Origin of the sequence: Streptomyces sp. WAC 01529 (genome assembly GCF_003945545.1) — a bacterium.
Classification (GTDB): domain Bacteria; phylum Actinomycetota; class Actinomycetes; order Streptomycetales; family Streptomycetaceae; genus Streptomyces; species Streptomyces anatolicus.
In genome coordinates, this window is sequence record NZ_CP029617.1 from 3676831 (window position 1) to 3701140 (window position 24310).

General features: G+C 71.6%; 26 protein-coding genes. 12 read left to right on the forward strand and 14 right to left on the reverse strand.

Translation table 11 applies throughout. From position 1 onward, the window contains the following. Positions 1 to 224: 224 nt before the first annotated feature. Positions 225 to 914 (reverse strand): copper homeostasis protein CutC, encoded by a 690-nt coding sequence (locus DMA15_RS16340; RefSeq protein ID WP_125513509.1) that lies wholly within the window; start codon positions 912 to 914, stop codon positions 225 to 227. 134 nt (positions 915 to 1048) lie between these two features. Beyond that, positions 1049 to 3376 (reverse strand): heavy metal translocating P-type ATPase, encoded by a 2328-nt coding sequence (locus DMA15_RS16345; RefSeq protein ID WP_125513511.1) that lies wholly within the window; start codon positions 3374 to 3376, stop codon positions 1049 to 1051. A gap of 186 nt (positions 3377 to 3562) precedes the next feature. Here DMA15_RS16345 and DMA15_RS16350 point away from each other — a divergent pair, with 186 nt between their 5' ends. Then, positions 3563 to 4543, forward strand: a complete 981-nt coding sequence (locus tag DMA15_RS16350; RefSeq protein WP_125513512.1) for a hypothetical protein — start codon at positions 3563 to 3565, stop codon at positions 4541 to 4543. 50 nt (positions 4544 to 4593) lie between these two features. Here DMA15_RS16350 and DMA15_RS16355 read toward each other — a convergent pair whose 3' ends face one another. Beyond that, positions 4594 to 5199: a CatB-related O-acetyltransferase gene (locus DMA15_RS16355; RefSeq protein ID WP_125513514.1), complete on the reverse strand. Its 606-nt coding sequence runs from the start codon at positions 5197 to 5199 to the stop codon at positions 4594 to 4596. On the opposite strand from DMA15_RS16355, the gene DMA15_RS36665 reads away from it, so the two are divergent. After that, positions 5198 to 5374: a hypothetical protein gene (locus DMA15_RS36665; protein WP_164551769.1), complete on the forward strand. Its 177-nt coding sequence runs from the start codon at positions 5198 to 5200 to the stop codon at positions 5372 to 5374. The two genes, DMA15_RS16355 and DMA15_RS36665, sit on opposite strands and share 2 nt — an antisense overlap. A gap of 6 nt (positions 5375 to 5380) precedes the next feature. Here DMA15_RS36665 and DMA15_RS16360 read toward each other — a convergent pair whose 3' ends face one another. Then, entirely contained in the window at positions 5381 to 6064 is a 684-nt protein-coding gene (locus DMA15_RS16360; RefSeq protein ID WP_125513516.1) for a maleylpyruvate isomerase family mycothiol-dependent enzyme, read from the reverse strand. A 126-nt stretch (positions 6065 to 6190) separates the two neighbouring features. Between DMA15_RS16360 and DMA15_RS16365 the strand changes: the two genes are divergently transcribed. From DMA15_RS16365 to DMA15_RS16375, 3 genes are all read left to right on the forward strand, one after another. Then, positions 6191 to 6859: a hypothetical protein gene (locus tag DMA15_RS16365; protein ID WP_125513517.1), complete on the forward strand. Its 669-nt coding sequence runs from the start codon at positions 6191 to 6193 to the stop codon at positions 6857 to 6859. Positions 6860 to 6912: 53 nt separating this feature from the next. Further along, complete coding sequence (locus tag DMA15_RS16370) at positions 6913 to 7983, forward strand: GNAT family N-acetyltransferase (protein WP_125513519.1); 1071 nt, start codon at positions 6913 to 6915, stop codon at positions 7981 to 7983. A gap of 281 nt (positions 7984 to 8264) precedes the next feature. Beyond that, the gene (locus DMA15_RS16375) at positions 8265 to 9530 is read left to right on the forward strand and encodes a Cmx/CmrA family chloramphenicol efflux MFS transporter (protein ID WP_125513521.1); all 1266 of its coding nucleotides are present in this window, start codon (positions 8265 to 8267) and stop codon (positions 9528 to 9530) included. 6 nt (positions 9531 to 9536) lie between these two features. Here the strand turns inward: DMA15_RS16375 and DMA15_RS16380 are convergent, their stop codons facing one another. Together DMA15_RS16380 and DMA15_RS16385 are read right to left on the reverse strand one after the other, a co-directional pair. Next, the gene (locus tag DMA15_RS16380) at positions 9537 to 9803 is read right to left on the reverse strand and encodes a DUF4031 domain-containing protein (RefSeq protein WP_125513522.1); all 267 of its coding nucleotides are present in this window, start codon (positions 9801 to 9803) and stop codon (positions 9537 to 9539) included. Then, positions 9800 to 10156, reverse strand: a complete 357-nt coding sequence (locus DMA15_RS16385) for a hypothetical protein (protein WP_125513523.1) — start codon at positions 10154 to 10156, stop codon at positions 9800 to 9802. The genes DMA15_RS16380 and DMA15_RS16385 overlap by 4 nt, the downstream gene beginning before the upstream one ends. A gap of 77 nt (positions 10157 to 10233) precedes the next feature. Here DMA15_RS16385 and DMA15_RS16390 point away from each other — a divergent pair, with 77 nt between their 5' ends. Both DMA15_RS16390 and murQ read left to right on the forward strand, forming a co-directional pair. Continuing rightward, positions 10234 to 11163, forward strand: coding sequence for a MurR/RpiR family transcriptional regulator (locus DMA15_RS16390; RefSeq protein WP_125513525.1), 930 nt, complete (start codon positions 10234 to 10236; stop codon positions 11161 to 11163). A gap of 45 nt (positions 11164 to 11208) precedes the next feature. Then, positions 11209 to 12186, forward strand: coding sequence for an N-acetylmuramic acid 6-phosphate etherase (gene murQ, locus DMA15_RS16395; protein WP_125513526.1), 978 nt, complete (start codon positions 11209 to 11211; stop codon positions 12184 to 12186). Here murQ and DMA15_RS16400 read toward each other — a convergent pair. The 6 genes from DMA15_RS16400 to DMA15_RS16425 all read right to left on the reverse strand — a co-directional run bounded on the left by DMA15_RS16400 (position 12183) and on the right by DMA15_RS16425 (position 15866). Beyond that, entirely contained in the window at positions 12183 to 13244 is a 1062-nt protein-coding gene (locus DMA15_RS16400) for a serine hydrolase domain-containing protein (RefSeq protein WP_125513528.1), read from the reverse strand. The genes murQ and DMA15_RS16400 overlap by 4 nt on opposite strands. Further along, the gene (locus DMA15_RS16405) at positions 13228 to 14184 is read right to left on the reverse strand and encodes a hypothetical protein (RefSeq protein WP_125513529.1); all 957 of its coding nucleotides are present in this window, start codon (positions 14182 to 14184) and stop codon (positions 13228 to 13230) included. The genes DMA15_RS16400 and DMA15_RS16405 overlap by 17 nt, the downstream gene beginning before the upstream one ends. Continuing rightward, the gene (locus tag DMA15_RS16410; RefSeq protein ID WP_125513531.1) at positions 14181 to 14918 is read right to left on the reverse strand and encodes a hypothetical protein; all 738 of its coding nucleotides are present in this window, start codon (positions 14916 to 14918) and stop codon (positions 14181 to 14183) included. The genes DMA15_RS16405 and DMA15_RS16410 overlap by 4 nt, the downstream gene beginning before the upstream one ends. Before the next feature lie 52 nt (positions 14919 to 14970). Beyond that, positions 14971 to 15165: a hypothetical protein gene (locus DMA15_RS16415; protein WP_125513533.1), complete on the reverse strand. Its 195-nt coding sequence runs from the start codon at positions 15163 to 15165 to the stop codon at positions 14971 to 14973. A gap of 267 nt (positions 15166 to 15432) precedes the next feature. Then, complete coding sequence (locus tag DMA15_RS16420) at positions 15433 to 15657, reverse strand: hypothetical protein (protein WP_055536275.1); 225 nt, start codon at positions 15655 to 15657, stop codon at positions 15433 to 15435. Continuing rightward, a complete protein-coding gene (locus tag DMA15_RS16425) occupies positions 15654 to 15866 on the reverse strand; it encodes a hypothetical protein (protein WP_125513535.1) in 213 nt (70 codons plus the stop codon). Before DMA15_RS16425 ends, DMA15_RS16420 begins: the two co-directional genes overlap by 4 nt. 117 nt (positions 15867 to 15983) lie before the next feature. Here DMA15_RS16425 and DMA15_RS16430 point away from each other — a divergent pair, with 117 nt between their 5' ends. Together DMA15_RS16430 and DMA15_RS16435 are read left to right on the forward strand one after the other, a co-directional pair. Further along, positions 15984 to 16826: a helix-turn-helix transcriptional regulator gene (locus DMA15_RS16430; RefSeq protein ID WP_125513536.1), complete on the forward strand. Its 843-nt coding sequence runs from the start codon at positions 15984 to 15986 to the stop codon at positions 16824 to 16826. Next, the gene (locus DMA15_RS16435; RefSeq protein WP_125513538.1) at positions 16807 to 17133 is read left to right on the forward strand and encodes a DUF397 domain-containing protein; all 327 of its coding nucleotides are present in this window, start codon (positions 16807 to 16809) and stop codon (positions 17131 to 17133) included. The genes DMA15_RS16430 and DMA15_RS16435 overlap by 20 nt, the downstream gene beginning before the upstream one ends. 14 nt (positions 17134 to 17147) lie before the next feature. Here DMA15_RS16435 and DMA15_RS16440 read toward each other — a convergent pair whose 3' ends face one another. Continuing rightward, positions 17148 to 18365: a glycosyltransferase gene (locus tag DMA15_RS16440; protein ID WP_125513540.1), complete on the reverse strand. Its 1218-nt coding sequence runs from the start codon at positions 18363 to 18365 to the stop codon at positions 17148 to 17150. A gap of 106 nt (positions 18366 to 18471) precedes the next feature. Here DMA15_RS16440 and DMA15_RS16445 point away from each other — a divergent pair, with 106 nt between their 5' ends. The 3 genes from DMA15_RS16445 (at position 18472) to DMA15_RS16455 (ending at position 22463) form a co-directional block, all read left to right on the forward strand. Further along, entirely contained in the window at positions 18472 to 18933 is a 462-nt protein-coding gene (locus tag DMA15_RS16445) for a hypothetical protein (RefSeq protein WP_125513542.1), read from the forward strand. 5 nt (positions 18934 to 18938) lie between these two features. Further along, a complete protein-coding gene (locus DMA15_RS16450; protein WP_125513544.1) occupies positions 18939 to 20834 on the forward strand; it encodes a YncE family protein in 1896 nt (631 codons plus the stop codon). 354 nt (positions 20835 to 21188) lie between these two features. After that, complete coding sequence (locus tag DMA15_RS16455; protein WP_206302744.1) at positions 21189 to 22463, forward strand: hypothetical protein; 1275 nt, start codon at positions 21189 to 21191, stop codon at positions 22461 to 22463. Positions 22464 to 22544: 81 nt separating this feature from the next. Here the strand turns inward: DMA15_RS16455 and groL are convergent, their stop codons facing one another. After that, positions 22545 to 24170: a chaperonin GroEL gene (gene groL, locus DMA15_RS16460; protein WP_125513545.1), complete on the reverse strand. Its 1626-nt coding sequence runs from the start codon at positions 24168 to 24170 to the stop codon at positions 22545 to 22547. Positions 24171 to 24310 lie beyond the last annotated feature (140 nt).

Below are 24310 nucleotides of genomic sequence, written 5' to 3' on the forward strand. Positions count from 1 at the left end.
CTCCCTTTCGGGCCCAGTTCTATCGCGGGCCCCGGAGAAGCGCCCCGTCAGGGCCGCGGGTCCATCACCCTCGCCGAGGCGCCCCGTCAGGGGCGCGGGGAACTGCGCGAGCAACCCACGCGGGCCCGCACGCGAAAACCCTCCCGCATGCGCGGGTCCGTCGTGGCTGGGCGCGCAGTTCCTCGCGCCCCTAAGGGGGCTATCCGCACCGCCCCCCGAAGGGGTTATCCCCCGAGCGCCGTCCGCCACTGCGCGACGGCAGCCGAGGAGACCTGGCCCGACCACCCGTCGGGCCTAGCCGCTCCGCCGATGTGGAACGCCTCCACCCCCGCCCCCCGAAGCCGCGGCAAGTGGTCGAGGCGGAGGCCGCCGCCCACCAGGAGCTGCGGCTCGTAACCCGGCTCGCCCCGCCTCGCCGCCTCGGCGAGCAACGTGGGGAGCCCCTCGTCGACCCCGCCCGCGGCCCCCGCCGTGAGGTACGTGTCCAGGCCGGGCAGGTCCGCGAGTGCCTTGCGCAGGGCGTCCCGGTCGGCGGCGCGGTCGATCGCCCGGTGGAAGGTCCAGCGGCAGCCGTCCAGCGCGCCGACCACCGTCTCGATCGCCCCGAGGTCGGGACCGCCCGCCTCGTCGAGGAAGCCGAGGACGAACTCGTCGGCACCCTCGCTCCGCAGCTCACCCGCGCGCCGCACGAGCGCGTCGACGTCTCCCGCGGAGAAGCCGTCGGCCAGCCGCAGCATGACGCGCAGCGGGATGTCGACGCGGGCGCGGACCGCGGCGAACGTCTCCCGCGAGGGGGTGAGGCCGTCCGCGGCCATGTCGGTCACCAGCTCGAGGCGGTCCGCGCCTCCGGCCTGGGCGGCGACGGCGTCCTCGGCGTCGAGGGCGATCACCTCCAGGACTGCACGCTTGCTCATGGATGTCTCTTCCTTCTCATCGAGTCGAGATCCCGGCCAGCGGGACACGCACCGCGATACAGTCACACAGGTCTAGTCCAATTATCCAGCCTACGCGCAGAACACCTCACCCCGGATCCCGTCAGGCCGGCGGCCTAGGACAGCGGCTTGAAGCCCCGCAGCCGCAGGCTGTTGCCGACCACGAAGACCGAGGAGAAGGCCATCGCGGCCCCCGCGATCATCGGGTTGAGGAGCCCGGACGCGGCCAGCGGCAGCGCCCCGACGTTGTAGGCGAAGGCCCAGAACAGGTTCGACCTGATCGTGCCCAGGGTCCGCCGCGAGAGCCTGATCGCGTCCGCCGCCGCCCGCAGGTCACCCCGTACGAGCGTCAGGTCGCCCGCCTCGATCGCCGCGTCCGTCCCCGTGCCCATCGCCAGGCCCAGGTCGGCCTGGGCGAGGGCCGCCGCGTCGTTGACGCCGTCGCCGACCATGGCGACCGAGCGGCCCTCGGCCTGCAACCGCTTGACCACGTCGACCTTGTCCTGCGGCATCACCTCGGCGATGACGTGCTCCGGCGCGATGCCGACCTCCGCCGCCACCGACGCCGCGACCGCCTTGTTGTCACCGGTCAGCAGGATGGGCGTCAGGCCGAGCGCCCGCAGCCGCGCGATCGCCTCCGCGCTGGTGTCCTTCACCGCGTCGGCGACCTCCAGGACGGCCCGCGCCTCGCCGTCCCAGGCGACCGCGATGGCCGTACGCCCCGCGGCCTCCGCCTCCGCCTTGGCCCGCTCCAGCGCCACCGGAAGACGTATCTCCCACTCGGCGAGGAGCGCCTCCCGGCCCACCAGGACCGCGTGGCCCTCGACGATGCCCTGCACGCCGCGCCCCGCCACGTTGGCGAAGTCCTCGGGCGTGGGCAGCGCGCCGACCCGCTCGGCGGCACCGGCCGCGACGGCCCGGGCGATGGGGTGCTCGGAGGAGTGCTCCAGGGCGCCGGCCAGGCGCAGCACCTCGGAGGCCGAGGTGCCGGGAGTGGTGTGCGTGGCGAGCAGGGTCATCTTGCCGGTGGTGACCGTTCCGGTCTTGTCCAGGACGATCGTGTCGACCTGGCGGGTGGACTCCAGGACCTCCGGGCCCTTGATCAGGATGCCGAGCTGGGCGCCCCGGCCGGTGCCGACCATGAGGGCGGTCGGCGTGGCGAGACCCAGGGCGCAGGGGCAGGCGATGATCAGTACGGCGACGGCGGCGGTGAAGGCGGCGGTGAGACCGGCGCCGTTGCCGAGCCAGAAGCCGAGCGTGGCGAGCGCCAGGCCGATGACGACCGGCACGAACACCGCGGAGATCTTGTCGGCGAGGCGCTGCGCAGCCGCCTTGCCGTTCTGCGCGTCCTCCACGAGCTTGGCCATGCGGGCGAGCTGGGTGTCGGCGCCGACGCGGGTGGCCTCGACGACGAGGCGTCCGCCGACGTTGAGGGTGGCGCCGGTGACGGAGTCGCCCTCGCCGACCTCGACGGGCACGGACTCGCCGGTGAGCATGGAGGCGTCCACGGCCGACGCGCCCTCGACGACCTTGCCGTCCGTGGCGATCTTCTCGCCGGGGCGGACCAGGAACCGGTCGCCGGTCCTCAGCGCGCCGACCGGGACGGTCTCCTCGCGGCCTCCGTCGCGCAGCACGGTCACGTCCTTGGCGCCGAGCTGGAGCAGCGCCTTGAGCGCGGCCCCGGCCTTCCTCTTGGAGCGGGCCTCGAAGTAGCGCCCGGCGAGGATGAAGGCGGTGACTCCGGCCGCGGCCTCCAGGTAGATGTTGCCCGCGCCGTCGCTGCGGGCGATGGTCAGCTCGAAGGCGTGCGTCATGCCGGGCGTGCCCGCGGTGCCGAGGAACAGGGCCCACAGCGACCAGAGGAACGCCGCCGACGTGCCGACCGAGATCAGCGTGTCCATGGTGGCCGCGCCGTGCCGCGCGTTGGTGAAGGCGGCCTTGTGGAAGGGCCAGGCGGCGTACGTCACGACGGGCGCGGCCAGGGTGAGGGAGAGCCACTGCCAGTACTCGAACTGGAGGGCGGGCACCATCGCCATCGCGATCACGGGGACGGAGAGCAGCACCGCCGTGACCAGCCGCTCGCGCAGCGGCCGCAGCCCGTCATCACCGGTGCCGTCGGCGCCACCCGCGTCGCCCCGGCGCCCCTCGCCGTCCTCGTCCGACGGCACGCCGTCGTCTCGTACGGGCGTGGGCGCCTGGGCCGTGTACCCGGTGGCCTCCACGGTCGAGATCAGGTCCTGTACGGAGACGTTTTCGCCGCGGTAGCTGACCTTGGCCTTCTCGGTGGCGTAGTTGACGGTCGCCTCGACGCCGTCCATGCGGTTGAGCTTCTTCTCGATCCGGGCGGCGCAGGAGGCGCAGGTCATGCCACCGATGGCGAGTTCCACTTCTGCGGTGGAAGCGGTGGCGGCCGCCTCGGGGGTGCCGGGTGTGGTGGTGGACATGGTGCGGGCTCCTCGTGACGCGCTCATGGTGCTCCGCGATACCCGGGGCGGGTATCGATCTGACGAGGACCAGTTATACCCCTGGGGGGTATAAAACGCAAGAGCGACCACTCGGCACCCCGGACTTGACTTGATACCCCTAGGGGGTATCGTCGACACCATCGAGCATCGAGCCAGGGAGTCGTCATGAACACCGGCCTGAAGATCACCGCATTCACCGCCGCCGTCGCCGCGACCTTCGGTACCGCGTACGGAGTGGGCAAGGGCGTCGGCCCCGTCACCGACCGGACGCCCGCGGCTCAGCACCACGAGGAAGCGGCTCAGCACGACGAGGAGGAGGGCGCCGGGCACGGCGAGGGAACCGCCCCCGGCGGCCTCCAGATCTCCGAGCGGGGCTACACGCTGGACCTCAGGACCCCGCGGATCGAGGCGGCCCGCCGGGACACGCTGCGCTTCGCCGTCGTCGAGGACTCCACGGGCCGCGGCGTCACCGCGTACGAGAAGGAACACGACAAGGAGCTGCACCTCATCGTCGCCTCACGCGACCTGACCACCTACCGCCATCTGCACCCGACCCGCGCGGCGGACGGCACCTGGTCCACCCCGGTCGAACTCCCCGAGGCGGGCGGCTACCGCGTCTTCGCCGACTTCCGCCCCGAGGGCGCGAAGGAGGGCCTGACGCTCGGCGCGGACCTCGCGGTGGCGGGCGAGTCGGAGCCGAGGGAGCTGCCCGCGCCCAGCACGACCGCGAAGGTGGACGGTTACGACGTGACGCTGAAGGGCGGGCTGAAGACGGGCACGGGCGGCGACCTCACCCTGAACGTGGCGAAGAACGGCAGGCCCGTCACCGACCTCCAGCCCTACCTGGGCGCGTACGGCCACCTGGTGGCCCTGCGCTCCGGCGATCTCGCCTATCTCCACGTCCACCCGAACGGCGAGCCCGGCGACGGCAGGACGAAGGCGGGCCCCGGCGTCTCCTTCATGGCGACGGTGCCGAGCGCGGGCGCGTACCGCCTGTTCCTGGACTTCAAGCACGAGGGGAAGGTCCGCACGGCGGCGTTCACGGTCCACGCGGGGGGCGGCGGGCACGCGGAGAAGGACGGGGGCGGACACGCCGAGAAGGGCGGGGGCGGGCACGCCGAGAAGAGCGACGGCCACCAGCACTGACCGCCACCGCCTCCCCGCCCCTCCGCCTCCCGCCCCCACGCCTCCCGCCCCTACGCGCCCGGCGCCACCGCCGCCAGCTCCTCCACGCTCCCGGCCATGACGGCCCGCACATGCCGGGTCAGATGCTCGATCGGCCAGTCCCACCAGGCCAGTTCGAGCAGCCGCGCGATCTCCTCGCCGCCGAAGCGGCGGCGGATGAGCCGGGCCGGGTTGCCGCCGACGATGCCGTAGTCCGGCACGTCGTCGACGACCACCGACCCCGACGCGATGACCGCGCCGTGCCCGATTTTGACGCCCGGCATGACCGTGGCGCGGTAACCGAACCAGACGTCGTTGCCGACGACCGTGTCACCGCGCCCCGGCAACCCGGTGATCAGGTCGAAGTGCTCGCTCCACGACCCGCCCATGATCGGGAACGGGAACGTCGACGCGCCGTCCATCCGGTGGTTGGCACCGTTCATGATGAACCGCACGCCCTCGCCCAGCGCGCAGAACTTCCCGATCACCAGCCGCTCGGGGCCGTAGTGGTAGAGGACGTTGCGGGTCTCGAAGGCGGTCGGGTCGTCGGGATCGTCGTAGTACGAGAAGTCGCCGACCTCGATCAGCGGCGAGGTGACGAGCGGCTTCAGCAGCACCACGCGCTCCTGCCCGGGCATGGGGTGCAGAACATCCGGATCGGCGGGCACGAGGGGCGAGGACGGCGCGCCGGGCGAGGAAGGCGATGACGGCACGGAGGACGCGGAAGACGCGGAGGGCACGGAGGACGCGGACGGCACGGAGGACGCGGACGGCACGGAAGGAACGCCGGAGTCGGAGGTCATCCCCTCATGATCCACGTCAGTCGAAAAGCCCCAACTCCTTTTCCGCCGCGCCCGCCAGCTCGTACCGCGTCCCCGTCAGCGGCCGCCCCGAGCAGAGCCGGATGAGGGTCGGCGCGTCGCCGATGTAGCGGGCCGGTGGCCGCCGGCCGTCCGTGGCGCCGAGGACGAGCGGCTCGTCCAGGCCGTCCACGTCGGCGTGGACCGCGAGACCCGGCGTCGCCGCGCTGAACGGGGACCGGCTGTGCTGCGCCAGCAGCGGCAGCGCGTCCACGAGCCCGTCCCCGCCGTACGCCCCCGGCTTCCCCCACGCCTCGCGTACGTCACCGGCGTGCACCCACTCCCCGAGGGCGATGCCGTCGAGGCGCCCCTTGGCGGCGGCCATGATGGGCCCGACCTCGGACATGCCGCGCTCCAGCTCGTCCACGACGCGGGAGTTGGGCCAGTCGGCGCGCTCGGCGATGTCGCGTTCGTTGCTCTCCGGGCTGAAGACGCCCTCGCCGTAGCGGCTCTCCACGACCCGCATCAGCGCGGACCCGCAGTGCGCGAGCACGTGCCGCACGGTCCAGCCGGGACAGCAGGTGCGGACCGCGAACGCCTCGTCGGGCGCGGACCTCAACAGAGGGATCAGGGCGTCGCGTTCGGTGCGCAGGAGCCGTCCGGCGCGCTCGGGCTCGTAAGTCTCGTCAGCAGCAGTGGTCATGGCGAAAGCCAACCGCCCGGGACCCGCACACGCAACGGGCGCGCTGGACATATCCAGCCCGCCCGTCAAGGAGGCCCAAGAAGACCTGCATACCTCCCGGGGGTACACAAGAGTTACCCTCCCCCCATGGCCCACGACGAGACCGCCGCAGAGACCGCCCCCGCCCTGCGCGACCGCTGGCTCAGGACGCTTTTGCGCGCACGGGACACCGACGAGTGCGTCTACGACCCCTACCGCTTCGCCGACAACCTGCTCGCCCGCTGGGCCGAACCCCAGCGCCGCTACCACACGACCGCGCACCTCACGGCGGTCCTCGACCACATCGACGTGCTCGAGGACCACGCCGACGACCCCGAGCTGGTCCGGCTGGCAGCCTGGTTCCACGACGCGGTGTACGCGCCCGACCGCTCCCAGAACGAGGAGCGCTCGGCCCGCCTGGCCGAACGGGCCCTGCCCGAGGCGGGCCTGTCGGACAGGCAGACGTCCGAGGTGGCTCGCCTGGTCCGCCTGACCGTCACCCACGACCCGGCCGACGGCGACCACAACGGCGAGACGCTGTGCGACGCGGACCTGGCGATCCTGGCGGCGGCCCCGGACGCGTACGCGGCCTACGCGGCGGCCGTCCGCGAGGAGTACGGCTTCGTGCCGGACGAGGCGTTCCGCGCGGGCCGGGCGGACGTCCTGCGCCAACTCCTCGCGCTTCCCCGCCTGTTCAGGACCCCGTACGGCGCCGCCCACTGGGAGGCCCCGGCGCGCGAGAACCTCACCACGGAACTGGCCCTGCTGGCCCCCTGAGCCGCCCCTTAAATCCCCGCGCGGCCGCACGGCCCCTCCCGTACGCTCGCCGGATGCTGCTCATGGGTGGGGACAGGATCGACGAGGCCGTCGCGCACGCGGCGCGGGCGCTGCGCGCGGTGGCCGACCGCGACTGGAGCGTCAAGGCGGGCGGGCTCGACTGGAGCTGCCTGGAGACGGCGGAACACATCGCGGGCGATTTCGTCGCCTACGCCGGGCAGTTGACGGGCCGGGCCACCGACGGCTGGGTCCCCTTCGAGGTCACGCTCGACGAGGGCACGGGCCCCGAGGGCGCGATCCACGTGATCGAGGCGACCGGCCGCCTGCTCGCGGCGACGGTCCGCACGACGCCGCGCGGGGTCCGCGGCTTCCACCCCTACCCCTGCGGCAGCGCGGACGCGGCGGGCTTCGCCGCGATGGGCGTCGCCGAGGTGCTGCTCCATACGTACGACATCTGCGAGGCGCTCGGCGCCGGCGCGGAGCCGCCGGCGGAACTCTGCGGGGCGGTGCTCGCCCACCTCTTCCCGCACGTACCGCTTTCGGGGGGCTCGCTCTGGCGGGTCCTGCTCTGGGCCACGGGCCGAGGCACCCTGCCGGGGCGCGCCCCGCTCCCGTCCTGGCGCTGGCACAACGCCCGCTCCCTGCCGGCCGGCCCGCTCGCGCTGCGCGAGGTGTCCCCCGCGGTCGCCGCGGACCTCGCGCTGGGCGGCACGGGCGGCCTGACCTGGATCGAGGGCGGCCCCTTCAACGGCACGCGCGGCGCCGCCGGAAAACTGGCGAAGGCGTACGCGGACGGGGTGCACCGCCCCGAGTGGGGCATGTACGTACTGGTCCGCACGGAGGACGAACTGGCGGTGGGCGCGATGGGTTTCCACGGCCCGCCGGACGATGAGGGCCGCGTAGAAATCGGCTACGACCTAGCGGAACCAGCAAGGGGTCGTGGCTATGCCACGACGGCATTGCGGACCCTCTCCCAGTGGGCCCTGTCCCACCCCGATACCACGTCCCTACTGGCCCGGGTGGACCCGGAAAACAAGCCATCCCAGTCAGTCCTGACCCGAACAGGCTTCACCCGCCACCCGGACCGGGACGACACGCAGATCTACGTCCTGCACCAAATTTAAGCGGGCGCCACGGAAAGCCCCGCAAGGGGCGCGAGGAACGGCGCGAGCAACCCCCACCCACCCGCAGGGAAGCCCCGTAAGGGGCGCGGGGAACTGCGCGAGCAACCGACGCGGACCCGCGCACACCAGTCCCACCGAACCCGCGGGTACGTCGTGGCTTGGCGCGCAGTTCCCCGCGCCCCTAGGGGAGCCACCCGCACCGCCCACCGAAGGGAATGCCCCGAACCCCCCAGACGTTCGCCCCTGATATGCCGTCCCCCGCCCAGCGCGCAGCGCCCCGCATGCCGATAGCCGTACACATGCTCGGCCTCGCCGTCTTCGCCCTCGGGACGAGTGAGTTCATGCTCTCGGGGCTCCTGCCGCCCATCGCGGAGGACATGAACGTCTCCATCCCCCGCGCAGGCCTCCTCATTTCCGCCTTCGCCATCGGCATGGTCATCGGCGCCCCCCTCCTCGCCGCGGCGACCCTGCGCCTGCCCCGGCGCACGACCCTGATCACCCTGATCACGGTCTTCGGCCTCGGCCAGGTCGCCGGCGCCCTGGCGCCTTCGTACGAGGTGCTCTTCGCGTCCCGCGTGATCAGCGCCCTGGCCTGCGCCGGGTTCTGGGCGGTCGGCGCGGCCGTCGCCATCGCGATGGTCGACTTCGGTCAGCGCGCCCGCGCCATGGCGGTGATGCTCGGCGGCCTCTCCGTCGCGAACGTCCTCGGCGTCCCGGCCGGCGCCTTCCTGGGCGAGCACTTCGGCTGGCGCTCGGCGTTCTGGGCGGTCGCCGCGGCCAGCGCGCTCGCCCTTGCGGGCGTCCTCACGCTGATCCCCCGCATCCCGCTCCCCGCCGAGAAGCCGCGGCTCAAGCGGGAACTCTCCATCTACGCCGACCGCCAGGTCCAGCTCTCCATCGTGGTCACCGCGCTCGCCGCGGGCGGCGTCTTCTGCGCGTTCTCCTACCTCTCCCCGCTCCTGACGGACGTGGCGGGCCTCGCCGACGGCTGGGTCCCGACGGTCCTCGCGCTCTTCGGCGTCGGCGCCCTTCTCGGCACGGCGATCGGCGGCCGGTTCGCGGACGCGCACCTCTTCGGGGTGCTGCTCAGCGGCATCGCCGCGTCCACCGTCTTCCTCGTCTCGCTGGCCCTGTTCGCCGCCACCCCGGCCGCGGCGATCGCGCTGTCGTTCCTCATCGGGGTCTCCGCGTTCTATACGGGCCCGGCCCTCAACGCCCGCATGTTCAACGTCGCGGGCGCCGCCCCCACCCTGGCGGGAGCGACCACGACGGCCGCGTTCAACCTCGGCAACACGGGCGGCCCCTGGCTCGGCGGCACGGTCATCGACCTCGACTTCGGCTACGCGGCCACGGCCTGGGCGGGCGCGGCGATGACGGCGACGGCACTGGCGACGGTGGCACTCGCCCTGCGCCTGCGCCCCGTAGGGGCGCGGGGAACTGCGCGACCAGCCCAAGCGGAGCCGCACGCGGAAACCGACCGAACCCGCGGGCCCGTCGTGGCTGAGCGCGCAGTTCCCCGCGCCCCTGATGGGGCGCCTCAGCGCTGAGACCTGTTAAGCCGGCCGCCCCTTAGGCCTCCGCAACCCCGCCCCCGTAAGCCTCCGCACCAGCTCCTTCGAGCCGATCTCCACCGCCCCCGCCCGCACCGCGTCCTCGTACCGGTGCGAGGGAATGTCGTAGTGGTCGCGCTCGAAGGCGCGCGCCGGGGCGCCGATCGACGCGGCGAAGGCGTGCAGTTCCTCGAACGAGACGTCACTGATCAGGTGCGACCACACGCGGCCGTGCCCCGGCCAGGTCGGCGGGTCGATGTAGACCGTCACTTCAGCCCGCCCACCGGCGCCACCACGACCCCCGCCTTGCCGCACACCCAGTGCGGGTCCGGGCCCAGCTCCGGCTCGACGTCGAGGGCGTGCGGTTCCCCCGAGCCGCACACGGGGCACAGCGGCCAGCGCCCGTACCGCTCCAGGAGCGCGTCCTGTACGTCCTGGGCGACGAGGCCCGCCACATAGTCGATGCCCTCGGGCCACTGCTCGACCCACCAGCGGCGGTGCACCACCGACTCCTCGACGAGCGAGACGACCTCGGCCTCGGCGACCTCACGGGCGACGAGGTCGGCGAGGACAAGTGCGCGCGCGGCGTGCAACGCCTGCTCCAGGGGGTCGATCGCGTCCATGCAGTCCATTGTCACCCCATACCCCGGGCCGGACGACGGCCCTTGACCCCGGCCCCCGCTGAAAATACCTTTCAAGCGTGACCCCAGACGTGAAGGAAATTTTCGCGGGCGCCGCACCCCCGGCCCCCGCCGCCCTCGCGGCCAAGGTGCGGACGCTGGCCCCGTCGATGACCCGCTCCATGCAGCGCGTCGCCGAGGCCGTCGCGGGCGACCCCGCCGGCTGCGCGGCCCTCACGGTCACCGGCCTCGCCGAGCTGACGGGCACCAGCGAGGCGACGGTGGTCCGCACCGCCCGCCTCCTCGGCTACCCCGGCTACCGCGACCTGCGCCTCGCGCTCGCCGGGCTCGCCGCCCAGCAGCAGTCGGGCCGGGCGCCCGCCGTCACCGCGGACATCGCCGTCGACGACCCCATCGCGGACGTCGTCGCCAAGCTCGCCTTCGACGAACAGCAGACCCTCGCCGACACCGCCGCCGGGCTCGACACCGTCCAGCTCGGCGCCGCCGTCGCCGCCCTCGCGACCGCCCGCCGCACGGAGATCTACGGCGTGGCCGCCTCCGGCCTGGTCGCCCAGGACCTGGCGCAGAAGCTCCTGCGCATCGGCCACATCGCGCACGCGCACTCCGACCCGCACCTGGCCGTCACCAACGCGGTGACGCTGCGCGCGAAGGACGTGGCCATCGCGATCACCCACTCCGGTTCGACGGGTGACGTGATCGAGCCGCTGCGGGTGGCCTTCGAGCACGGGGCCACCACGATCGCGATCACCGGCCGTCCCGACGGGGCCGTCTCGCAGTACGCCGATCACGTACTGACCACCTCCACGGCCCGCGAGAGCGAGCTGAGGCCGGCCGCGATGTCGTCCCGTACGAGTCAACTGCTCGTCGTCGACTGCCTGTTCGTGGGCGTGGCCCAGCGGACGTACGAGACGGCCGCCCCGGCGCTCGCCGCCTCCTACGAAGCGCTCGCCCACCGCCACAGCCCGCGCGGCGCCCCCAGCGCCCGCTGACCCGGCCAACCCCCCACCCCCGCATCCGAAAGAGCCGCACCCACCATGACCTCCCCCGAAGCCGGATCCGGAGCCGAAGCCGAATCCGAGGACTACGGAGAGCTGCGCGCCCAGCTCGCCACCCTCACCACCGAGGCGTTCCGCCCCGAGCTGTCCGAGATCGACCGGCTGGACACCCTGGAGATCGCCCGGATCATGAACGGCGAGGACGCGTCCGTCCCCGCCGCCGTGGCCGCGCAGCTGCCCGCGATCGCCGCCGCGATCGACGGCACCGCCGAGCGGATGGCCAGGGGCGGCCGCCTCGTCTACGCGGGCGCGGGCACGGCGGGCCGCCTCGGCGTGCTGGACGCCTCCGAGTGCCCGCCCACCTTCAACACCGACCCGGCCGACGTCGTCGGCCTCATCGCGGGCGGCCCGAGCGCGCTGGTCAAGTCGGTCGAGGGCGCGGAGGACAGCAAGGAGCTCGCGGCGGAGGACCTGGACGGGCTGAAGCTGACGGCGGACGACGTCGTGGTGGGCATCTCCGCGTCGGGCCGCACGCCGTACGCGATCGGCGCGGTGGAGCACGCGAAGGAACGGTACGGCGCGCTCACCATCGGCCTCTCCTGCAACGCGCACAGCGCGCTGGCGGCCGCCGCCGAGCACGGCATCGAGGTCGTCGTGGGCCCCGAACTGCTCACCGGCTCCACCCGCCTCAAGGCGGGCACGGCCCAGAAGCTCGTACTCAACATGCTCTCGACGATCACGATGATCCGCCTCGGCAAGACGTACGGGAACCTCATGGTGGACGTGCGCGCGTCGAACGAGAAGCTGCGGGCCCGCTCCCGCCGCATCGTCGCGCTGGCGACCGGCGCGTCCGACGAGGAGATCGAGGCCGCGCTCGCGGCGACGGACGGCGAGGTGAAGAACGCGATCCTCACCCTCCTCGGCGGCGTCGACGCCCCCACGGCGGCGGACCTCCTCACCACCTCGGACGGCCACCTGCGCGCGGCGCTGGACAGATGCGGCCCCGGACAGCTCTAGTCCGGCGCGCTGAGCGCCCGGAGCAGCAGATAGGCCTGTTGGATGAATGTGCCGCGCAAGGTGGGGCTCGTGTTCGCCAGGGCGACTACGGCCGTCTCCGGTCGGGGGCTGAATCCGGCGAAGGCGGTGAAGCCTCTCGTGCCGCCGGTGTGGAAGTAGAGGTCGCGGTCCGGCAGGGCGCGCATGGTCCAGGCGAGGGGGAGCCGGGGCCCGTCGGGGGACGGCGCGCGTAGTCGCAGTACCTCTGTCATCGCGCTCTGCAGCGGACCCTCGGGCAGGCGGGCGGGCTTGGCCAGGTACCGGAGGCAGGTGAGCAGGTCACGGGCGCTGGAGCGCAGGGCGCCCGCGCCCGGCAGGGCGGGGATCGACCAGGGTGGGCGGGGCCGCCCGCGCAGGTGGCCGGTGGCTTGCGCGAGGCCGTCGCAGCCCGTGTCGGTCAGGTGCAGGGGGCGCAGTACGTGCGTCTGGAGCGCGCTCGCGTAGTCGGCGGCCGCCCGTTCGGCGAGGAGGTGGCCGAGGAGGCCCATGCCGAAGTTGGAGTACGCGACACGGGTGCCCGGCCGGTGGCGGACGCGGCTGCGGGCCAGGGAGTCGAGCAGCCGGTCGGGGGTGTAGTGCGCGTAGGGGTTGCTGAACCAGGACCGTGCCCCGTTGCGGAGCAGGCCCGGTGGCAGCCTGGGCAGTCCGGCGGTGTGGGTGGCCAGGTGCTCCAGCGTGATGCCCGCGCCGTACGGGCCGCGCGGGAGGGCCCACGCGGGCACGCAGCGGCTGAGCGGCTCGCCGAGGTGGACGACACCACGGACTGCCATGTCGGCGAGCAGCAGCGCGGTGAACGTCTTGGTCACCGAGCCGGTTTCGAAGCGTGTCGTCTCACCGATCGGCTGGGTCCTCGTCCTGTCGGTGAAGCCCCGGCACACCGTGAGGGAGCCTCCGCCGGTGTGCACGGCGATGGCGACGCCCGCGTCACGGCCGGCCGCACGGGCGACCAGGCGAAGGCGTTCGGTCAGCGACGCGGGCTCGGACGCGGACTCGGACGCGGACTCAGCGGGGGGACGCATCGCCGCTGCGGGACTGCGCGAGGGTGCCGGCCACGACGGTCACGACCGCGGTGTGCTGCTGGTCCCGGAACGCCTGTTCCGGTTCGTCGCCGACCGGCTTTCCGTCCCGGGGCACGAGCCCGTCGGCGTGCTGGACGGCCGCCAGCCGCTCCCACACGTCGCGGTGGTGGCCGGGGCGGGGCAGGCAGGCGTCGACGATGAGGAGTTCCGCGACGAGGTCCCACTCCTCGATCTCGGTCCAGATGTCGATCCACACCGGCAGCCAGCACTCCAGGTAGGCGACGACGTCCCCGGGAAGGGCGTGGGGCAGTCCGCCCCAGTCGGTGACGTGGAAGACGGTGTGGGTCATGCAGTAGGCGGTCATCCAGTCGATGGCCCACGGCTCGGGGAGCCTGCCCAGCCATGTCGCCGCCAGCAGACCCGCCCAATCAGCGCCGCCTCCCGAGCCTTCGGAGCTTCCGGAGCCCGCGAAGCCCGCGACGCGGGCGGCGTTGGCGACCGCGAGGCGCCGGTTCGGCATCAGCTCGGCACCCTGATGGGCCCTGAGGCCCGCCAGATGTCCGAGCAGCGTGTCGAGCCGTTCGTGCCGGTGGCCGCCCCGGCCGAAGTGCGTGTACACCTCCAGCGGGTCGGTCATCAGCGGATGCCGCAGTTGCCGCTCGTAGAGCAGATCGCCCTGCCGCAGCTGCCCCCAGGCGAAGTCCAGCAGCTCGTGCGCCGCTTGCTCGTGACCGGCCGGGAGAACACTGCGTTCACGCAGTACGAGGCTGGCGGCCAGGGCGGTCTCGCCGAGGGACTTGTAGTAGCCGTTCGGGTCGGCCAGGTCGGCCGATTCCGGGGACGGGAAGGCTCCGTACAGGCGATTGCGGTGCAGCCAGTCCAGGGCCCGTCCGGTGACCCGGCCGACCGTGTCGGTACCCACCGGGAGTTCGTCCGTCATCCTGCCCCCTCCCGCCGCGTCCGCGTCCTCAGCAGACGCGCGATCCTGACGTCGAGCGACAGGCGGGCGTTCACGGAGCCGCACAGTTCCAGGTGCCGCAGCACCGCCTCGATGTTCAACTGGTCCACCGCAGCGCGGTTGTTGTCGGCGAGTGCCGTCCAGCGGACCAGGCGGGCAGCCGTGCGGTAGTCGCGCCGGAGCATCGCGCGGGCGACACCCCGGCCCAGATCCGCGGCGCGTGTCCGGGCCTGCTCGACGAGGGACCCGCACACGCCGGGCAGCGCGCAGGAGGCCACTCCTGCCATCTGCTGGGCCCAGGGGCGCCAGCGCTCCTCGGGCCGGAGGAAGGTGTCGACGTCCACAGCGTCATCGACAGCCACGCCGTCACCGCTGACGGCGCCCTCCGCGCGGTGCAGGAGGCCGGTCGTCACGCGGTCGAGACACATGGTCTCGGCCGTGCCACCGGCATCGAGCGGGTAGTGGGCGAGCGCCGTGGCGAGCACCTCACGATCGGCCGGGTCGATGCGCCTCGTACCGAACAGCGCGGGCGCCAGGACATCCGGGCCCAGTACCCGTACGGCGGCCAGAGCCGTCCGTCTGTCGGTCGCCCCTTCCACGTAGTCGGCGAGCGCCGCACCGCTGCCCGGGGTCTCCAGGCAGCGGTGCAGGCGCCCGGCCAGGTCATCGGCCGCGCGGGCGTAGTCCTCCATGAGCGCGGTGTCCTGGTGTGGCACGATCACCCTCCCCTGTGGCGCGGCCGAACGACTCTGAGCATCGAAGGGCTGTCTACTTCTCGCGCGGTTCCTTCGGCTCTCCCGGACTCAGGAGGGCGAGCAGGATCAGCACCGCGCCCGCCTCCGGTGCGGGGACCGGTGCGCCGCTGAGGGGAGCCTCGGTCTGCGCCATCAGCGCCGTGATGGTGGTGGTCTCGGCCGCTGTCGCCGCCGGAAGGGTCTCGGGAACGAGGAGCTGAGTGGGCATGTGTGTCGCCTCCTGGTGTGGGGGGCCGCTGCCACATCCGCCGACAGGTCTGACACCTCACCTTGCCGACGGCGTGGGACGGCGTTGAGGACCGGCGCCGAATGATGGCCGGTCTCACCAGGGTTTGCCCGCCGCCCCGTGCCTCACCTGTCGGCGAGCGCTTCTTCGCCCGAAAAGGTGACATGTGCCCGGCAAACATGCCAGGCGAGTGCGCCGGTTCACGGCAGGCGCGCTTCTCGCCGGTTCACGGCAGCCCTTCCCCGCCGGTCACGGCAGGCGCCCCTCCCAGTTGACCTGCCGCACCTTCGCCCGCAGCACCTCCCCCGACGGCGCCTCGCCCACCGACCCCGGCGGGCAGTCCCACTCGCGGCCGCCGCCGATCGGCCTGAGCTGTACGAGGCCTCCCTCGCAGCCCATGACCTCCCCCACGCTGCCGTCCCGGTGGTCGACGGCGTACGTACCCGTCTCCGGCACGCTCGGGTCGTCGTTCATCGCGCCCCCTCCAGGACCGCCACGAGCCGCAGCGCGGTGTCGAGGTTGCAGCGCCCCAGCTCCACCAGTGGCAGCGCGCCCTCGTCGGCGGCGCTCAGGGGGTCCATCCGCAGCGACGGCAGCGTGACGCCGACCTCTGCGAGGACCGCCCTCAACTGTCGTACGGCCTCCTCGGCCGCCCGCATCCGTTCCTCCGCCGTAAGTGCCATGTGCTTTGCCTTTCCCACCGAGTGTTGCCGTTACCTCACACAGAGTGGCCGGACGTGCGTAGCCTGGAAAGCATTGGCGTCCCAACAACCCCCCGTGTCCAGTGGAGGAGTTGCCCCATGACCCGACCCAAAGACCTCGACCCCTCCTCGAACCCCCGAGCGCTCCTCGGCTGCGAACTGCGCCATGCGCGCGAGCGGGTGGGCCTCAGCCAGGAGGCGTTGGGGGCGCCGATCTTCGTCAGCGGTTCGTTCATCGGCCAGTTAGAGGCGGGGACGAGGCGGATGCACCTGGAGTACGCGCGGCACTTCGACGAAGTCCTGGGCATGGGGGGCTTCTTCGCTCGCAACTGTAAGGCTGTGGCCAAGTCCAAGTACCCCGATCACTTCGCCGAGGCGGCGGAGGCGGAGGCGGAAGCGACGGCCATCCGCGAGTACGCGACCCAACTGATCCCGGGCCTGTTGCAGACTCCGGAGTACGCACACGCGGTGTTCTGCGATGGCCGACCCACCGCAACGGACAGTGAGATCGAGGAGCTGGTGGCGGCTCGGCTCGAACGAGCCAGCCTGCTCGACGAGCCAACAACCCCGGTGTTGTGGACGATCCTTGACGAGGCGCTGCTACGCCGGAAGGTGGGTGGGCCTGCTGTGATGGCGGAGGCCCTGCGGCATATCGCCACCCTGGGGCGCAAGCGCCGAGTCATCGTGCAGGTGCTCCCGTTCTCGGCAGGGGGGCACATGGCCATGGGCGGCTCGCTCAAGCTCATGTTCTTCGCCGACGCCGCACCCCTCGCCTACCTGGAAGGCTTCAGGACAGGGCGGCTTGAGGACGATCCTGTAAGCGTCGCCGACTACGAACTCGCTTACGATTTGCTCGGGGCCAGCGCACTTTCACCCCGAGAATCCCTGGCCCTGATCGAATCAGTGGCAGAGGATTACGCACATGAAGAGCACCAGCCCTGAATACGACCTGAGCACAGCCACTTGGCACAAGTCCAGTTACAGCGACGCAAGTGGCGGCAACTGCCTGGAGGTCGCTACCTGGCGCAAGTCCACGCACAGCGGAGGCGACGGCGGCAACTGCCTGGAGGTCGCCGACACTTGGCGCAAGTCCACCCACAGTGGCGGGGAAGGCGGCAACTGCCTGGAAGTTTCTGATGGGCACCCCGAGATCGTGCCGGTCCGCGACTCCAAGAACCCCCAAGGCCCCCACCTCATCTTCCAGGCGGCAGCCTGGTCCGCCTTCCTCGATGAGGTGAAGGCCCCCTAACGCGCCCCCGCGAGCTAACGCGCTCCCGCGCCCAAAAGCCGGCCCACCGCCACCGCCGCCCCATCGGCGCGAACCGTCCCGGAGGCGGTGGCCGCCCGCGCCCGGGTCCCGGCCGACAGGGCCACCCCGAGCGCGGCGGACAGGGAGTCGAACGTCGGCGCCGCCCCCTCGTGCGCCGCGCCGATGCCGAGGTCGGCGACGCGGCCGGCCCAGTACGGCTGGTCCGCGCCCTGGGCCAGCACCACCTGCGGCGCGCCCGCCAGCGCCGCCGTCGTCGTCGTGCCCGCGCTGCCGTGGTGCACGACGGCGGCGACGCGGCGGAACAGGGCCAGGTGGTCGACCTCGCCGACGAGGAAACAGTCGTCCTGGTCATCGATCAGGCCGAGCCCGGCCCAGCCCCGGAAGACGACGGCCCGCCGCCCCTGCGCGCGGACCGCCTCGATGGCGACGCGGGAGACTGCCGCCGGATCGCTGAGGGGCGTACTGCCGAAGCCCACGTAGACCGGCGGAGCGCCACTCTCCAGGAAACCCAACAAATCGTCGGGGAGCGGCCGTTCGCCGTCCCCGAGCCAGGCCCCGGTCTGCACGACGTCCAGCGCGGTCGGCCGCCAGGGGGAGAGCACCGGGTCCGTGGCGAGCCAGGGCTGGTCGCTGAAGGCGTAGTCGCGGACGTTGCGCACCGGAGGCAGCCCGGCCGTATCCCGCCGGGAGTTGAGCATCTCGCCGAACATCGTGTCGGCGATCTCGGCGTCCAGGTCCCACAGCGCCTGGTTGTCGGTGACGCCCGGCGGCAGCGGCTGGCCGCGCCGCCCGGGAGGCCGCCGGTGCGGGGTGGGCAGGATGACCGGCTGGTGGCTGGCGTGCACGTAACGGACGCCCAGCTTCTCGGCGACGGACCGCGCGGGGGCGGTGACCGGCAACGGGCCGGTGGCCACCAGCACGTCACACCCCTCGGCGACGGCGGCGACCGTCTCGAACTGGGCATCCATCAACTCGGCCACGCGCTGCGTGAGGCCCACGGCGGACCCGGGCGCGACGGAGCCCACCAACGGCGCCACGGGCCGCCCGACCGGCACGGCCCGGACCCCGGCCTCCGCCAGCCGCCCCACGAACTCCTCATCAGGCGGCGCGCACACCCGCACCTCGGCGCCCGCCTCCCGCAACCGAGCCGCCAGCACGGCTATCGGCTCAACAATTCCACGCGACCCATAAGCGGAAAACGCCACGCGCATTTGTGCCCCCTTCAATCAACAGTTCGATGTCCTGAATCGATCCCTCTCCGGAGATCATGCCAGATCAGTCGTATAGACCGATGAGCGGAGGGGTAGGCAGCCGCCCATGACCTTCAAGAACATCTTCGACAGCGGTGGAAGCGAAGCAAAGTCCGCCGAGGAATCCGCCCGAAAGGCCCGGGAGAACATTCCCGGCGCGTGGCCTGAAAGGGAAGGAGTCGACCCGGAGCTTTACGACGGAATTCCCGAGGTCCGGCGCGACCCGAAGATCGTACGCGAGACCTCGCCCGAAGCGCTCGACATCATGGGCAATTTCATCGCCCCGCTCTTCAAGAACACCCAGACGGCAGCCACCAAGCAGCAGGCGGCCAGCGAAAGTCCCGAGTCGACGACCACCATGGCGTCCTCGGCCAAGGACGAGGCATTCAAGAAGGTGAAGGTGGAGATCAAGGAGGAGGACCAGCCGAAGATCAGCGACGCGGACCGTCCGAAGATCAGCGACAAACAGCTGGAACAGTCGAGGAAAGACAACCGCACCTCGGCCAACGACATCCCGAGGGAAGGCTGAGGAGTATGGGCGGCCCCGCCAAGAACAACGTAAGCACCACCTACCTCGGCGAGCGTTCCATTCGCCACCCGCTGACCGGGCGGAATCTGAAGGAACTGGAGATCGCCGAGAAGGCCCCCGCCATCCTGGAGCGGGACAGGGCCAAGCTGAAGAGGAAGGCCGAGCGGAAGGCGCCGGACGGGACCGACCGGGAGATCTTCCCCACCGGGTTCTCCCTGAACAAGGGGCGGTTCGGCGATTTCCCCGCCACGGAGGCCACCGCACACCAGCGCGGCTGGCAGGCCTATATGACGGTGGGCGTGCCCCTCATCGACGAGCGGGGGGACATCACGCAGCCCCCTCCCGACGTGATCTCCAAGCAGACGTTCGTCAACCGGACCGACCCCGTCGAGACCAACTGGTCGCACACGGTCGAATTCTCGGTCTCGAACACGATCAGCTGGTCTCTTCAGGGACAGGTACAGCTCACCTTCGGGGCGAAGACCACTGCGTCTTTACAGCAGCAGCTCCAGAAGAGCATGGCTCTGAACCAATCCCAGAAGACCACCCTGAAGAACAGCAAGGACAATCAGGGCGTCGACAACGAATCCCAGTCCCAGTCGACGAGCACGACGACGGGCACGAGTACCGCCACCGGGACCGGCGAGCTGTCCGCACAATTGATGCTCGGGATCACCGCCTCCGTCAGTGGTTCGGTGACCACCGGGTTCAAGACCTCGTCCACACTGGGTGGCAAAATCAGCAGCCGGGTCGACGTCTTGGCCACGCAGCGGCGCCAGGTGCGGAGGTTCGACTACGAATTCCCCATCTCCTTCGGCGGCTGGGTCGCCCTCTACTACCCCGAGCCGGTGGAGGTGAAGGAGACCCGGCCGAAAGGCCCGCAGGCCGCCGAACCGAAATACTCCAAGGTGATCGCCTGGAAACTCGGTGAGACCGGCGGGTCGGATTCCTTCGACCTTACCGACGAAGGAAAGCCCTTCTCCCAGAAGGGGGAGGCCGAGGTCGTCTCCACGCTCGCCGGGGTGCACGAGATCTTCGAGCTGGAAAAGCTCGAATTCGACCTGGAGCGCCACCCTCTGCACAAGAAGGGCGAAGTGCGGGAGATCCCGAAGAAGGCTCCCGTCGAGCTGGCCACCGGCATGGGGACGGCCGACGGCCTCGCCCTGGACCTCCCGAACCAGAAGGCGTACGTCACCGAGCGGTACAACGGCGGCAAGCTGCACAAGGTGGATCTCGCGGGCGGCACACCGGAGTTGGTCGCGGGCGGCCTGGGCCAGGTCAACGACGTGGCACTGGACCTGCCGGGCAACAAGGCCTATGTCACCGACTACAGCGGCAAGCGCCTGATCACGGTGAACCTCGCCGACCCCTCCGCCCCGCCCGTCAAGGTCGCCGAGGGCATGTACGCGTACGGCGTCGCGCTCGACCTGCCGAACAACAAGGCCTACGTCACCGACGTCGAGAGCGGCAAGCTGATCGAGTACGGCCTGCACAGCCAGCCGGCGGAGCAGCAGCGCACCTGGGCCGTGCCCAGGGCCGCCGGAGTGGCGCTGCACGCGGGCAAGGCGTACGTCGGCCAGTACGAGCTGGGCGGGCTTTACGAGATCGACCTGGCGGCGAAGGCTGCCACCCCGCGCTCCGTGGCCTCCAGCCTCGGGAGCAGTGTCCGCGTGGCCCCGGACGGCACGGCCAACGCGTACGTCTCCAACCCGGGCGGTGACAAGCTGCGCGAGGTCGTCATCGCCGACGGCGAGGCCAAGGGCCGCCAGCGCGTGGCCGCCGAGGGCATCGGCTCGGTCTGCGGCATCGCCCTCGACCGGGACAACGCCCTGATCTACGCCACCACCCGGGAGGGCAAGCTCTGGCGCCTCCCCGACGTGCTGCCCGACGCCCCGGCGTAGGCCCCGAAGCGCGCATAGCGAGAACCGGGGGGGCTCCACGGAAGGGGAGGCGGGCCTCGCCCCGCCTCCCCTTCCGGCGCCTTCGCGACAGACTTGCCCCGCTTCGGCGCACCGACGACGCCATCCCCGTACGCCGAGTTGGCCGACGCGCCGTCGGACCCCGCCCCCTTGCCGGCCGCCCCCGGGCCGCCGCTCCCTGGCCAGGGCGCCGGGCTCCCTCGCGCCCCACCCGTAAAGGGCCGGGAACGGCCGAACCCGCCCTGTCCGAAAGGGTCCAGGCCGACTGTCGGCCGCCACCCGGCGTACCGAAGATGGCGACGCCGACCGACATCAGCGCCACCGGAGGGGACCCGCATGACCGAGCCCAACCAACCCGAACCGCTCACCGAGGCCGACGCCCGCCGCATCTCCGAGGCCTTCGGGACCGCCGCCCGCGTCACCCTCGCCCCGGGACCGAGGCAAGCCAGGGAGGCGCCCGCCGCCGCGCCCGCCCCGGACGACGAGTGGGCGCTGCCCGCAGGACGCGCCTGGGTCTACCTCGCCGACCGGACGCGCGGCCTGACCCGGCCCGTCATCCTCGGCGACGGCTTCAGCTCGGGCCCGAGCGACCTGAACTTCTCCTGGGAGATCCTGGAACGCGGCCCCTACCCGTTCCTCAGCGCCCTGCGGCAGCGCGGCTACGACGTCGTCCTGATCGGCTACGACGAGCGCAGCGCCTCCATCCTCGACAACTCCAAGGTCGCCCGCGCCGCCATCCGCGAGGCCATCGCGCGACGCGTCGGCGACCACCCGCTGACCGTCGGCGGCTTCAGCATGGGCGGCCTCGTCACCCGGTACGCGCTCGCCGAGATGGAGCACGACGGCGGCCCGGACAACGACCACCAGACCGCCCTGTACTTCTCCTACGACAGTCCGCACCGCGGCGCCTGGATCCCCCTCGCCCTCCAGTCGTTCGCGCACTACATCCGGCGGCTCAACGCGGCGTTCTCCGACCAGATGAACAGCCCCGCCGCCCGCCAGCTGCTGTGGCAGCACATCTCCGAGTGGGACGACAGCCCCGAGACCGACAAGGAGCGCGGCACGTTCCTCGCCGAGCTGGAACGGGTCGGCGGCTGGCCCCAGCGGCCCAAGAAGATCGGCGTGGCCAACGGCGTACGCATCGGGCAGAGCAACGGCGTGCGCCCCGGCGAGCAGGCCTTCCACGGCAAGGGCCTCGCCATCACCGGCACCCACCTGCACACCCAGTCCGCGGGCGAGGACCAACTCGTCGCCCAGCTCAGGGTCGTGACCTTGCGCAAGCCCCGCATCCACACCTCGGGAATCCCCGAGATGGACGGCGCCCCGGGCGGCACGCTGGAGGGCTTCGGCATCCTCGCCGACGAACTGAACAAGATCCCGGCGCTCATCGGGCTCGGCTCCGAGGCCGACCTCCGCGCCCACTGCTTCGTGCCGACGGTCAGCGCGATCGCCCTGCGCGACATCGACACCCAGGAGAAGCTGTACGACCCGATCAGCGCGTCCGAGGACGAACTCAGCGAACTGGACGAGTTCCGCTGCGCCTCGCGGAACGAGGGCCACACCCTGGTCACCGAGGAACTCTGCGCCTGGATCATGGACCGGCTTCCGTAACCGGGAAACGCCCGAGGGCGGCACCCCTGAGAAGGGGTGCCGCCCTCGGTACGTACGGGACGTCGATCAACCAGAGGTCGATCAGAAGTCCATGTCACCGCCCGGCATGCCGCCGCCGGCCGGGGCAGCGCCCGCCTTCTCCGGCTTGTCGGCGATGACGGCCTCGGTGGTGAGGAAGAGCGCGGCGATGGACGCGGCGTTCTGCAGAGCGGAGCGCGTGACCTTCGCCGGGTCGAGGATGCCCTCGGCGATCATGTCGACGTACTCACCCGTCGCGGCGTTCAGGCCGTGACCGATGGGCAGGTTGCGCACCTTCTCGACGATGACGCCACCCTCAAGGCCGGCGTTGACCGCGATCTGCTTCAGCGGGGCCTCCAGGGCCAGCTTCACAGCGGCGGCACCGGTGGCCTCGTCACCCTCGAGCTCAAGCTTCTCGAAGACCGCGGAGGCCTGGATGAGCGCCACGCCACCACCGGCGACGATGCCCTCCTCGACGGCCGCCTTCGCGTTGCGAACGGCGTCCTCGATGCGGTGCTTGCGCTCCTTCAGCTCGACCTCGGTCGCGGCACCGGCCTTGATGACCGCAACACCGCCGGCGAGCTTCGCCAGGCGCTCCTGCAGCTTCTCGCGGTCGTAGTCGCTGTCCGAGTTCTCGATCTCGGCGCGGATCTGGTTGACGCGGCCCTGGACCTGGTCGCTGTCACCGGCACCGTCGACGATCGTCGTCTCGTCCTTGGTGATGACGACCTTGCGGGCGCGGCCGAGCAGGTCGAGACCGGCGTTCTCCAGCTTGAGGCCGACCTCCTCGGAGATGACGGTGCCACCGGTGAGGATGGCGATGTCGCCGAGCATGGCCTTGCGGCGGTCACCGAAGCCCGGGGCCTTGACGGCGACGGACTTGAAGGTGCCACGGATCTTGTTGACGACGAGCGTGGAGAGCGCCTCGCCCTCGACGTCCTCCGCGATGATCAGCAGCGGCTTGCCCGACTGCATGACCTTCTCCAGCAGCGGAAGGAGGTCCTTCACGTTGGAGATCTTGGAGTTGACGATCAGGATGTACGGGTCGTCGAGCGACGCCTCCATACGCTCCATGTCGGTGGCGAAGTACGCCGAGATGTAGCCCTTGTCGAAGCGCATACCCTCGGTGAGCTCCAGCTCCAGACCGAAGGTCTGGGACTCCTCGACGGTGATGACGCCTTCCTTGCCGACCTTGTCCATCGCCTCGGCGATCAGCTCGCCGATCTGGGTGTCGGCGGCGGAGATGGAGGCCGTCGAAGCGATCTGCTCCTTGGTCTCGACATCCTTCGCCTGCTCGAGGAGGGCACCGGAGACGGCCTCGACGGCCTTCTCGATGCCGCGCTTGAGGGCCATCGGGTTGGCACCGGCGGCCACGTTGCGCAGGCCCTCGCGGACGAGCGCCTGGGCGAGAACGGTGGCGGTGGTCGTACCGTCACCGGCGACGTCGTCCGTCTTCTTGGCGACTTCCTTGACCAGCTCGGCGCCGATCTTCTCGTACGGGTCCTCGAGCTCGATCTCCTTGGCGATGGAGACACCATCGTTGGTGATCGTGGGGGCGCCCCACTTCTTCTCGAGGACGACGTTGCGACCCTTGGGGCCCAGGGTCACCTTGACGGCGTCGGCGAGCTGGTTCATGCCGCGCTCGAGGCCGCGCCGTGCCTCCTCGTCGAACGCGATGATCTTGGCCATGTGAAGTGGTCCTCCCGGACGGGGTGGAAAAGCAAGCAAACGGACCGTGCTGGTGCCCGCGACGGACGGTCTGCCTGCCGTGTGGTTCCTTGCCCCACCCGGCTACGGACCTCACCGACCCGATCCAAGTTCTGTCACTC